This is a genomic window from Streptomyces anandii JCM 4720, assembly GCF_014650655.1.
GTDB lineage: Bacteria > Actinomycetota > Actinomycetes > Streptomycetales > Streptomycetaceae > Streptomyces > Streptomyces anandii.
This window is the reverse complement of sequence record NZ_BMVJ01000001.1, coordinates 614,698-625,953: the sequence shown is the minus strand read 5'-3', so window position 1 is coordinate 625,953 and position 11,256 is coordinate 614,698. Positions and strand designations below refer to the sequence as shown.

Here is an 11,256-nt window from a genome sequence, read left to right as displayed (position 1 = left end):
CACCCGAACGGGCGTCCTTTGCCGGACACCGGACCCGATCCGGAGACCCGACCGGGAGGGGCCCCGGACACGACCGCGGCCCGCACCCCCTCCCGGGGGTGCGGGCCGCGGTTGTTACCGGCTACCGCTCAGCGGTGAGCGTTCAGCTCTGGCCGCCGGCCAGCTTCTCGCGCAGGGCAGCGAGCGCCTCGTCCGAGGCGAGCGCGCCGGAGCTGTCGCCACCCTCGGAGGAGTACGAACCGCCGGACGCGGCCGGAGCGGCGGCCTCGCCACCCTCGGCGGCGGCAGCGGCGTCCGCCTCGCGGGACTTGATGACCTGCTGCTGGTGCTGCTCGAAGCGGGACTGCGCCTCGGCGTACTGGCGCTCCCACTCCTCGCGCTGCTTCTCGTAGCCCTCGAGCCAGTCGTTGGTCTCGGGGTCGAAGCCCTCGGGGTAGATGTAGTTGCCCTGGTCGTCGTAGGACGCGGCCATGCCGTACAGGGTCGGGTCGAACTCGACCGAGGCCGGGTCGGCACCGAAGGACTCGTTGGCCTGCTTCAGCGAGAGGCTGATGCGACGGCGCTCGAGGTCGATGTCGATGACCTTGACGAAGATCTCGTCGTTGACCTGGACGACCTGCTCCGGGATCTCCACGTGGCGCTCGGCCAGCTCGGAGATGTGGACCAGACCCTCGATGCCCTCGTCCACGCGGACGAACGCACCGAACGGAACCAGCTTCGTGACCTTGCCGGGCACGACCTGGCCGATCTGGTGGGTGCGGGCGAACTGCTGCCACGGGTCTTCCTGGGTCGCCTTCAGCGACAGGGAGACGCGCTCACGGTCCATGTCGACGTCGAGGACCTCGACGGTGACCTCCTGGCCCACCTCGACGACCTCGGACGGGTGGTCGATGTGCTTCCAGGACAGCTCGGAGACGTGGACCAGACCGTCGACGCCACCCAGGTCCACGAAGGCACCGAAGTTGACGATCGAGGAGACCACACCGGAGCGGACCTGACCCTTCTGGAGGGTCGTGAGGAACGTCTGGCGGACCTCGGACTGGGTCTGCTCCAGCCAGGCACGGCGGGACAGGACCACGTTGTTGCGGTTCTTGTCCAGCTCGATGATCTTCGCCTCGAGCTCCTTGCCGACGTACGGCTGGAGGTCGCGGACGCGGCGCATCTCGACCAGGGAGGCCGGCAGGAAGCCGCGGAGGCCGATGTCGAGGATGAGACCACCCTTGACGACCTCGATGACGGTACCGGTGACGATGCCGTCCTCTTCCTTGATCTTCTCGATGGTGCCCCAGGCACGCTCGTACTGGGCGCGCTTCTTCGAGAGGATCAGGCGGCCTTCCTTGTCCTCCTTCTGGAGGACCAGGGCCTCGATCTCGTCGCCGACGGCGACGACCTCGTTGGGGTCGACGTCGTGCTTGATCGAGAGCTCGCGGCTCGGGATGACACCTTCGGTCTTGTAACCGATGTCGAGCAGGACCTCGTCCCGGTCGACCTTCACGATGACGCCGTCGACGATGTCGCCGTCGTTGAAGTACTTGATCGTCTCGTCGATCGCTGCGAGGAAGGCTTCCTCGTTACCGATGTCGTTGACCGCTACCTGCGGGGTGGTGGCGGTGGTCTCGGTGCTGCTCGTCATGTGGGAAAGGGCTCCGGTACGGACATTGAAGTCGTAGGTACTGCTTACGCCGGGAGCCCGTTTCGCTCTGCAGAAGCCGGACAGCCAAGGAAGCGCCACACAAACCACTGGTGGCGCCTCGACAACCGAGGGGACATACAACAGATGCGAGCGCAGCCTGCTACGTCTGAGGAGCGCAGGCCCGCAGCGCAACTTGTAGCATACGGGGGCAGCCGGACAGGGTCAATGCGCGAAGCCGCACACCCGGGGCGGATCACCCCATAACCGGCACAAAACCTGTCTCCCGAGGCCACGCGGACACCGGAACACCCCGTCGTGTCACCACCGGAGCGGGTTGGACGGAAGAGTACGACGAGGGAGCCGATCATCCAAGAGCCCGAACCGTTCGAGCCGGAAGACCCGCGGGACGCGACCCGTGAGCGGGACGAGGCAGAGGCCATCCGGCGCACGGCCGGCGTCGCGGAGAGCGCCCGGGCCAACCGCGGCTGGTGGGACCGCAACGCGGACGACTACCAGCGCGAGCACGGAACCTTCCTCGGGGACGGCCGCTTCGTGTGGTGCCCCGAGGGCCTGGACGAGGTGGAGGCCGAGCTGCTCGGCCCGCCGGAGGAGCTGAAGGGCAAGGACGTCCTGGAGGTCGGCGCGGGCGCGGCGCAGTGCTCGCGCTGGCTGGCCGCGCAGGGCGCCCGTCCGGTGGCCCTGGACCTCTCCCACCGCCAGCTCCAGCACGCGCTGCGCATCGGCGGGGGCTTCCCACTGGTGTGCGCGGACGCGGGGGCGCTGCCCTTCGCCGACGGCTCCTTCGACCTGGCGTGCTCGGCGTACGGCGCGCTGCCGTTCGTCGCCGATCCGCGGCTGGTGCTGCGGGAGGTGCGCCGCGTGCTGCGGCCGGGCGGGCGGTTCGTCTTCTCGGTGACCCATCCGGTCCGCTGGGCGTTCCCCGACGAGCCGGGACCGGAAGGGCTGAGCGTGTCCGGGTCGTACTTCGACCGCACGCCGTACGTGGAGCAGGACGAGCAGGGCCGCGCGGTCTACGTGGAGCACCACAGGACGCTGGGCGACCGCGTCCGGGACGTCGTGTCCTCGGGCTTCCGCCTGGTGGACCTGGTCGAGCCGGAGTGGCCGGTGTGGAACACCTCCGAGTGGGGCGGCTGGTCGCCGCTGCGCGGCGGACTGATCCCGGGGACGGCGATCTTCGTCTGCGTACGGGACTGACCGCGTGATCCGGCACGAGGCCCTGGAGGCCCTCCCGGTACGGTCCGCGCTGCCCGCCCTCGGGGACGCCCTGGAGGGCCACGGCACGGCCGTGCTCGTGGCGCCGCCGGGCACCGGCAAGACGACGCTGGTGCCGCTCGCCCTGGCGGGGCTGCTCGGTGAGGGTCCCGCGCGGAGGGTGGTCGTCGCCGAGCCGCGCCGGATCGCGGCGCGGGCGGCGGCCCGCCGGATGGCGTGGCTGCTGGGCGAGAAGCCGGGCGGGAGCGTCGGTTTCACCGTGCGCGGCGAGCGCGTCGTCGGCAGGCACACGCGCGTGGAGGTCGTCACGACCGGTGTGCTGCTGCAGCGGCTCCAGCGGGACCAGGAGCTCGCGGGCGTCGACGCGGTGGTCCTGGACGAGTGTCACGAGCGGCATCTGGACGCGGACACGGTGGCCGCGTTCCTGTGGGACGTGCGCCAGGCGCTCAGGCCTGAGCTGCGGCTGGTGGCCGCGTCGGCGACCACGGACGCCAGCGGCTGGGCGGACCTGCTGGGCGGCGCCCCGGTGGTCGAGGCCACGGGCGTGTCGTATCCGGTGGAGGTGGTGTGGGCGCCTCCCGCGCGTCCGGTGCGGCCGCCGCACGGGATGCGGGTGGACCCCGCGCTGCTGACGCACGTCGCCTCGGTGGTGCGCCGGGCGCTGGCCGAGCGGCCCGGTGACGTGCTGTGCTTCCTGCCGGGCGTGGGCGAGATCGCGCGGGTCGCGGGGCAGCTCGGGGAGCTCGGTGACGTGGAGGTGCTCCAGGTGCACGGGCGGGCGCCGGCGGCCGTGCAGGACGCGGTGCTGGCGCCGGGGCGGCGGCGCCGGGTGGTCCTCGCGACCTCGGTGGCCGAGTCGTCTCTGACGGTGCCCGGGGTGCGGGTGGTCGTCGACGCCGGTCTCGCGCGGGAGCCGCGCGTCGACCACGCGCGCGGGCTGAGCGCCCTGACGACGGTACGGGCCTCGAGGGCGGCCGGGCGGCAGCGCGCGGGACGTGCCGGGCGCGAGGCGCCGGGGACGGTGTACCGCTGCTGGGCCGAGGCCGAGGACGCCCGCCTGCCGCGCTTCCCCGCGCCGGAGATCAAGGTGGCCGACCTGACGGCGTTCGCCCTTCAGGCGGCCTGCTGGGGCGATCCGGACGCCTCCGGGCTGGCGCTGCTCGATCCGCCGCCGGGCGGTGCGATGGCGGCGGCACGCGAGGTGCTGCGGGCCGTCGGGGCCGTGGACCCGCGCGGGCGGGCCACCGAGCGGGGGCGGCGGCTGGCACGACTGGGGGTGCATCCACGGCTGGGGCGCGCGCTGCTCGCCTCCGGCGGGGCGGGGTCCGGCGAGGCGGGCGCGGAGGTCGTGGCGCTGCTGAGCGAGGAGCCGCCCAGGGAGTACGGGTCCGATCTCGCCGACGCCCTGCGCCGTGCCCGGCGCGGGGGCGACGCCTACTCCGGTCGGTGGCTCGCGGAGGTCCGGCGGCTGCGTGCCGCCGCCTTGGAGGTGTCCCGCTCGCCCGGCGACGGCTCCGCGGCGCCCCTGGACGTCCGGCCGGAGCCGGGCGGCGGGGGCCCGGGGAGCGCGGGCGGCGGGGGGATCGCCGGGCTCGTGGCCGCGCTGGCCTTCCCCGAGCGGGTCGCCCGGCTCGACGGTGGGTCGTACCTCATGGTGTCGGGGACCCGCGCGGAGCTTCCGGACACCTCGCCCCTGCGCGGGGCGCCCTGGATCGCCGTCGCCGTGGCCGACCGGCCGCTGGGCAGGGGGCACGCGCGCGTGCAGCTCGCCGCGGCCGTCGACGAGGGCGTGGCCCGGGTGGCCGCCGGCGCGCTGTACGAGGAGGCGGAGGAGGTCCACTGGGCCGAGGGGGACGTCGTGGCCCGGCGGGTCGAGCGGCTCGGCGCCGTCGAGCTGGTGTCCCGTCCGCTGAGCGACCCCGGTCCGGGGCTCGTGCGCGCCGCGCTGCTCGACGGGCTGCGGCAGGAGGGGTTCGGCCTGCTGCGGTGGTCGCCGGAGGCGCGGGTGCTGCGGCAGCGGCTCGCTTTCCTGCACCGGCACCTCGGTGAACCCTGGCCCGAGGTGTCCGACGACGTGCTGCACGCGCGCGTGGAGGAGTGGCTGGAGCCCGAGCTGAGCCGTGCCCGCCGGCGGGCGGACCTCGCGCGGATCGACGCCGGGCAGGCGCTGAACCGGCTGCTCCCCTGGGCCGGCGGCGAGGCGGCCCGCCTGGACGAACTCGCCCCGGAGCGGATCACCGTGCCGAGCGGGTCGAAAATCCGCGTCGACTACACCGATCCCGGGCAGCCCGTGCTCGCCGTGAAGCTGCAGGAGATGTTCGGCTCGGACCGGTCCCCGGTCCTCGCCGGGGTGCCGGTCCTCGTGCACCTGCTCTCCCCCGCCGGGCGGCCGGCCGCGGTCACCGCCGACCTCGCCTCCTTCTGGCGGGACGGCTACAAGGGCGTACGTGCCGAGCTGCGCGGGCGCTATCCGAAGCATCCGTGGCCCGAGGACCCTGCGGGCGCGGAGCCGACCCGGCACACCAACGCCCGGCTCAGGGGCTGAGCCGGGCGTGCGCGCCCGGCGCACGGTTCAGGAGCCGAGCGGCTCCGGTTCCTCCGTCCGGACCGGCGCCGGGCCCGGCGTCCGCCGGCCGCGTGCCTCCAGGTACAGGGAGAGCGAGAGCAGCAGGACGCCGAGGCAGAGGAAGCCCCAGGGAAGGTACGACGTCACGAGGAGGACCAGCCGGCGCTGGGACTTCACCAGGTCCACGGTGTGGCGCGTGTAGTCCTCGCGCATCTTCACGTGGCCGGCGAACACCGTCACCCGGTCCCGGCCGCCGAGCAGGCTGCCGCCGCGCAGTTCCTCCTTGTGGATCTCCTCGCCGTAGACGGGGGCACCGGTGACGGGCTCGACCCAGAACTTGCGCACGGTGGTGTACCAGCGGGTGGTGCCGGTCTTCGCGACCGACTCGGGGGTGATCCCCGCGACGGGCATCACCTTGGGGAAGGGGACGCGGGTCCAGGGGATGGTCTGCTCGAAGTAGTAGACGCTCAGGCCGCGGAAGTGGCGGGTGCCCTCGTAGTGGATGGGGGCGGTGACGCGGGCCTGGGCGTCGAAGTACTCGTAGTCCCGTTCCTGCGTCAGGAAGGGCCACTTGAACTCGATGCCGTTGCGGGTGACGGGGTCGCCGTCGACCATCTCGCCGGTGGCGTGCACCGGTTCCTGGGTGTGGGCGTCGAAGATGTAGCGCTCGGGGATCCGGGAGACCATCTTGCCGTCGGGGCCCTGGACGTAGGACAGACCGTCCCAGACGACGACGTCCCGGCCCGCCGTCCTCTCGATCCTCCTGGCGGCCTCCACGTTCCCCTTGAGGGTCTGCACGACGGTGATCTCGGGAACCGTGCGGGCCTTCATGGTGCCGTAGTCGAGCAGGGTGGCGTCGCGGGCCTGCAGGACCATGGTCTGGTACTCGTCGGCGGGCACCTTGACCAGCCTCGGGTAGGCGTACCAGCGCAGCAGCGGGGACAGCGCCGCGAAGAACACGGCGAGGGCGAGCAGGACCAGACTGGCCGTGCGGCGCATCTCGGCCTCCCTCCCGGGCGGTTGCGGGCGGTGGTGGCTGTCGCGTGCGGTGTGGGCTGCCGCGGCGGTCAGGGGTGTGCGGGGACGGTCGTGAGCAGGGGCCGGGGGGACGTCCTGCCCTCCGGTGTACCCATGGCGGTGATCGTCAGTACGAGGGCGAGCGCGGCCGTCAGGCCGGCCGCGGCGGCGATCAGGGCGCGCATCGGGCCTCCCCGCAAGGGAACTGATAGGTCGTCAGGTCCGGCACCGTAGCAACGGGCGGGCGAGATGAGAACACGTGGCGCACATGACGAGGGCGCCCTCCCCTCGCGGTCCGCGGGAGAGGGCGCCCTCGTGCCGGCGCGGCGGTGGCTAGGCGGCCGGGCTGGGTGACGGGTCGGCCGTGGTGTCGCCGGCCGTGGTGTCGTCGGCCGCCGCCACCTTGAGCTCCACCGTCAGCGTGGCGCCGCCGGTGGTGGTGATGCGCAGCAGGAACGTCCCGGTGGTGTCGTCCGCGTACAGCTTGGGCAGCTTCAGCAGGCCCTTGGCGTCGGTCCGGAGGTCCTTCAGGGTGCGTACGGGCTTGCCGTCGGCGTCCTTGAAGTAGGGACCCTTGTCGTTCTCGGTGGGGTCGTCGTCGGCCTTGATCAGGGTGGCGGTGGCCGCGACCTTGTCCGCCACGGCGCCCTTGTAGGTGGCCTTGACCTCGACCTGGTCGGCGAACTCGCCGCCCGGGACGCAGGTCAGCGGGGTGTCGCCGGTGCGGGCGAGGGCGTCGGCGGCGCGCGGGGTGACGGTGGCCTTGTAGTCGAGCGCGGTGATCGTACGGCCGACGACGAGGGCGCGGACGGTGAAGTCACCGGTCCTCTCGCCCGCCCGCACCTGCGGCGCGACGGCGGTGCCGGTGGCGTCGGTGACGACGGTGGCGACCTTCTCGCCGCCGGTGAAGACGGCATCGGTGTCGCCGGTGATCGTGAACCGGATCCTGACCTTGGCGACCGGCTTGCCGTCCTTGGTCTCGGCGCGGGCCTCGGTCTTGCGCGCGAAGGCGTGGCCGGCCATGGCGGTGAGGTCGCCCGGGTCGGCGTCCTCGAGGTGGTCGACCGTGTCGGTGGGGGTCGGCGGCGTGGTGTGCGGCGGGGCCGGCTTGCTCGGCGGGCCGGGCTTGGCGGGCGGGGTGGTGCTGCCGCCGCCGGGCTCGGCCGGCTTGCCCGGCTCGGCGGGCTTCGGGGGCTTGGACGGCCGGTGGGTGCCGGGCGGCGTGGTGGGCCCGGACGGCGACGGGTCGGGGCCCGCACCGGGCGTGTCGTCGCTGCGGCCGGAGGGCAGGGTGCCGGTGCCGTCCGGGATCGAGTGGGTGCCCTTGCGGTAGTACTCCATCCAGGACAGGACGGTGTCCAGATAGTCCTGGGAGTTGTTGTAGCTGAGGATCGCCGACCTCAGGCCGGCGCCGGTGGACATGTCCCAGTCGTTGCGGCACAGGTAGTGGCCGGCGGCGAGGGCGGCGTCGTAGATGTTGTTGGGGTCCTTCTTGCCGTCGCCGTTGCCGTCGCGGCCGGCCCAGTTCCAGGTGGACGGGATGAACTGCATGGGGCCGACGGCGCGGTCGTACCTGCTGTCGCCGTCGTAGGCGCCGTGGTCGGTGTCGCCGATGTGGGCGAAGCCGTTGCCGTCGAGGACCGGGCCCAGGATCGGCGAGTAGGTGGTGCCCTCGGCGTCGACCTGGCCGCCGCGGGCCTGTCCGGACTCCACCTTGCCGATGGCGGCGAGGAGTTGCCAGGGCAGGTTGCAGCCCGGCTTGGAGTCGCGCAGCTCGGCCTCGGCCTTCTTGTAGGCGTCGAGCACGGTCGCCGGGATGCCCGCCTCGGAAGGTCCGCGGGTGGTGGGGGCGCCGGTGGCCGGCACGGGGCTGGGGCTGTGCAGCGGCGGAAGGGCGGTGTAGTACGGCGAGTTGCCGGTCGCGCTGTCGTCGGGGGCGGCGCTCACGTCCGGGGCGGAGGTGGAACCGGCGGCGGTCTGTCTGCCGGGGGCCCCGGCCGTCGCGTCCGGAGCCTGGGAGGCGGACAGTGCCGCGACCGCCGCCGCGGCCACGGCCGTCGTCGCCGCTCCCTTGCGCAGCCTCCTGCCGAAATGCGCCGCCATAGAGTGAACCCCTCCCGTGGACGCCCGAGCGTCCGTCTGTGTCTGACCGTTCGCCCTGTTGTGACGGTTGATACGCGGTCCCGGTTCACCTCGCGGGGCGTTCGGATGTGCGACCCAGGTGACCCTACGACAACTTCCTTGGCGTCGGCAGCCGTTCCTGCCCGGTTTTCACCGGTTGGCCACGTGCCGTTGGACCGGATGCCGTGCGGCGGCTCGAGGATGCGCGTCCCGCATACTGGACCGGGTTGATCACGGGACATGTGCCTGCCCCGGCGCCGCCGGTCCGTGCTCGTCGGAGGGAGCCCCGTTGCCGTTCACTCTCAGTCACGCGGCCGCCGTACTGCCCGCGGTGCGCGGCGACGGAAGGGGGCGGGGCCGGCTGGTGCCGTCGGTGCTCGTGGCGGGCTCCTTCGCGCCCGACATGACGTACTACGCGGCGAGCCTGGTGCCCGGCGGGATGCGGTTCGGCACGGTCACGCACTCCCTGCCCGGGGTCTTCTCGCTCGACGTGCTCATCGCGTGGGCGCTGGTGGCGCTGTGGCTGCTGGTGCGCGAGCCGCTGGTGGCGCTGTTGCCGGGGGCCGCGCGGGGGCGGGTGGCTGCGCTGACGCGGTGCGGGGCGCCACGCGCGCGCGTGCGGCCCGCCTCGGTGTGGTGGTGGTACGTCTCCGCCGCGCTGGGCGCGCTGACGCATGTGGTGTGGGACGCGTTCACCCACCCGGGCCGGTGGGGGGTGCGGCTGCTGCCGGTACTGGGGCGGCAGGTGGCGGGAGCGCCGGTCTACTGGCTGGTGCAGTACGGCAGTTCGGTGGTCGCGGCGCTGGTGCTCGCCGGTTTCGTCGTCCACGCACTGCGGCAGGCACCGGCGGCGGGCGGACCGGCGCGGGTTCCCCGGTCGTCCGTACGGGACCGGTGGTGGGCCGCGGCCGCGCTCGCCGGGTCCGCCGCGCTGGGTGCCGCGCTCGCCGGGTCCGCCGCGCTGGGTGCCGCGCAGCGGGTGGCCCGGGACTGGGCCTTCCTGCGGGGCGCCGGAACCGGCTTCTGGGACCTGGTACCGACCCTGTGCTTCGGCGCGGGCGCGGGCCTGATACTGGGCCTGCCGCTGTACGCCGTGGCCGTGCGGGCCCCGCGCCCCGCAACACGGCCGGCGGCCGGCGGCGCCGGGGGTGACGGCATCACCGGGGGCGCCGGAAGTGCGGAGGGCGCCATGGTCTCGGGGTCCGGTCGGCCGACGGGGCTTGAGTGACGGAGGCGCCGTCGCAGCCGAGGGGGCGGCAAGGCCGAGGCGTCGTCAGCGTCGGGTGCCGTGCGGGCCGGGGCGACGCGCGCGCCGTGGGCGCAATGGCCTCGGAGGTCCGGCGTCGGGAGCGCCATGGCCTCGGGGTCCGGGCCGCCGGGTGGGCGGTGAGCGCCGGAGGCCGGGAGCGGCGGGGGCCGCAGTCTCGGGAGCGGTCCGAGGAGTGCGTGGTTCCGGCGGGGCCGGGTGTTGTTCGGGTGTGGGGTCAGCCGTCGCGGCGGGGTGGGGGGCTCTGGCGGTCGCGGTGGGGCGGGCCGGTCGGCCGGACTCCGGCCGTTGGCGTGGCGGCGACGAAGACGGTGACCGTGGGTACCGGCCCCGGCCCCGGTCGCGGGAGCCGGGCGAGGAGCAGGGCCAGGTAGCCGCGGGCCACCTCGGCCCACAGGCACCACGGTGGTGCCTCGCCGGGGTCCGCGGGGCGCGGCAGGAGGCGACCGCGCAGACCGGTCGCGGCGCGGCGCAGGGTGGTCGCGAGGTCGGTGGGGACGCGGGCGGTGCTTGCGCCGGCCGAGAAGGCCGGAACCGGCGGGGACGGTGCGGCGGGAGCCGCACCGCCGGCTGTCGGCGATACCGCCGGCCGGCGGTTGAGCATGCGTATACCCATGCCCGCATCCTGGCTGGCGGCGCCACCGACTGCGCCTTCGCGGGGGCCACGTGAGTGACGCCGACCGAGGCCGCCGGCCCTCGCACCGGCATGAACCCGCAGGTCACGTCCCTGCGGGCCGCCGGGAGCTCCGAACGCCACGTGCCCCGCGCCGGCAGTAACCCCGCGCGCGGGAAATGCCAACGCCACCAGCCCCGCTCCCGCGGTGCACCGGAACGCCTTGGCAGGCGCCGACGGGAGCTCCGGGCGTCACGGCCCCGCGCCGCCGGGAGCTCCGAACGCCACGTGCCCCGCGCCGGCAGGATCGCCGGACCCCGCGGGCCCGCCCGCGAGCCGCGCACATCACGCGCCCCCGCACCCGCGGTAAGTATTCTCGGGCCCGTCGCAGGATCAGTGGGCCGCCGACTCCCAGTCGGGTCCCACGCCCACCGAGACGTCCAGTGGGGCCCTCAGGCGGACCGCGCCGGACATTTCGCGGCGGACGATCTCCTCGGCGGCCGTCCGCTCCCCGGGGGCGATCTCCAGGACGACTTCGTCGTGCACCTGGAGCAGCATCCGGGAGGTCAGGCCGGCCTCGCGCAGTGCCTTGTCCACGTGCAGCATGGCGATCTTGACGATGTCCGCGGCCGTGCCCTGGATCGGCGCGTTCAGGGCCATCCGCTCGGCCGCCTCGCGGCGCTGGCGGTTGTCGCTGTTGAGGTCGGGCAGGTAGCGGCGGCGGCCGAAGAGGGTCGCCGTGTAGCCCGTGGCGCGGGCCTCGTCGACCACGCGGCGCAGATAGTCCCGTACGCCGCCGAAGCGCT

The 11,256-nt window shown here is 74.0% G+C and carries 9 protein-coding genes; 3 read left to right on the top strand and 6 right to left on the bottom strand.

Features of this window, described 5'->3' with window-relative positions; genetic code table 11:
- Window positions 1-142: 142 nt before the first annotated feature.
- Window positions 143-1,633: a 30S ribosomal protein S1 gene (gene rpsA / locus IE249_RS02800; protein WP_189703135.1), complete on the bottom strand. Its 1,491-nt coding sequence runs from the start codon at window positions 1,631-1,633 to the stop codon at window positions 143-145.
- A 315-nt stretch (window positions 1,634-1,948) separates the two neighbouring features.
- Between rpsA and IE249_RS02795 the strand changes: the two genes are divergently transcribed.
- On the top strand, window positions 1,949-2,848 hold the full coding sequence (locus IE249_RS02795) for a class I SAM-dependent methyltransferase (RefSeq protein ID WP_189703134.1): 900 nt from the start codon (window positions 1,949-1,951) through the stop codon (window positions 2,846-2,848).
- A gap of 4 nt (window positions 2,849-2,852) precedes the next feature.
- Entirely contained in the window at window positions 2,853-5,411 is a 2,559-nt protein-coding gene (hrpB, locus tag IE249_RS02790) for an ATP-dependent helicase HrpB (protein WP_189703133.1), read from the top strand.
- 27 nt (window positions 5,412-5,438) lie between these two features.
- Here the strand turns inward: hrpB and pgfA are convergent, their stop codons facing one another.
- The 3 genes from pgfA to IE249_RS02775 form a co-directional block, all read right to left on the bottom strand.
- Complete coding sequence (pgfA, locus tag IE249_RS02785) at window positions 5,439-6,431, bottom strand: cell envelope lipid trafficking protein PgfA (protein WP_189703132.1); 993 nt, start codon at window positions 6,429-6,431, stop codon at window positions 5,439-5,441.
- Window positions 6,432-6,499: 68 nt separating this feature from the next.
- Window positions 6,500-6,634 (bottom strand): SPW_0924 family protein, encoded by a 135-nt coding sequence (locus IE249_RS02780; protein WP_189703131.1) that lies wholly within the window; start codon window positions 6,632-6,634, stop codon window positions 6,500-6,502.
- Between the two features lie 148 nt (window positions 6,635-6,782).
- A complete protein-coding gene (locus IE249_RS02775; RefSeq protein WP_189703130.1) occupies window positions 6,783-8,552 on the bottom strand; it encodes a lytic transglycosylase domain-containing protein in 1,770 nt (589 codons plus the stop codon).
- Between the two features lie 307 nt (window positions 8,553-8,859).
- Between IE249_RS02775 and IE249_RS02770 the strand changes: the two genes are divergently transcribed.
- Window positions 8,860-9,798 carry a DUF4184 family protein gene (locus tag IE249_RS02770; RefSeq protein WP_189703129.1) on the top strand — a complete coding sequence of 313 codons (939 nt, stop codon included), beginning with the start codon at window positions 8,860-8,862 and terminating at the stop codon, window positions 9,796-9,798.
- Between the two features lie 256 nt (window positions 9,799-10,054).
- Here IE249_RS02770 and IE249_RS02765 read toward each other — a convergent pair whose 3' ends face one another.
- Window positions 10,055-10,453 carry a hypothetical protein gene (locus tag IE249_RS02765; RefSeq protein WP_189703128.1) on the bottom strand — a complete coding sequence of 133 codons (399 nt, stop codon included), beginning with the start codon at window positions 10,451-10,453 and terminating at the stop codon, window positions 10,055-10,057.
- Between the two features lie 390 nt (window positions 10,454-10,843).
- Window positions 10,844-11,256: DNA polymerase (locus IE249_RS35955; RefSeq protein WP_229857296.1), on the bottom strand; the 413-nt coding region annotated here is incomplete at its 5' end.

What these genes read in the sequence shown, in the direction of transcription:
- pgfA (WP_189703132.1), bottom strand. Translation starts at nt 6,431, where the DNA reads ATGCGCCGCACGGCCAGTCTGGTCCTGCTCGCCCTCGCCGTGTTCTTC.
- IE249_RS02775 (WP_189703130.1), bottom strand. Translation starts at nt 8,552, where the DNA reads ATGGCGGCGCATTTCGGCAGGAGGCTGCGCAAGGGAGCGGCGACGACG.
- rpsA (WP_189703135.1), bottom strand. Translation starts at nt 1,633, where the DNA reads ATGACGAGCAGCACCGAGACCACCGCCACCACCCCGCAGGTAGCGGTC.
- IE249_RS02765 (WP_189703128.1), bottom strand. Translation starts at nt 10,453, where the DNA reads ATGGGTATACGCATGCTCAACCGCCGGCCGGCGGTATCGCCGACAGCC.
- IE249_RS02780 (WP_189703131.1), bottom strand. Translation starts at nt 6,634, where the DNA reads ATGCGCGCCCTGATCGCCGCCGCGGCCGGCCTGACGGCCGCGCTCGCC.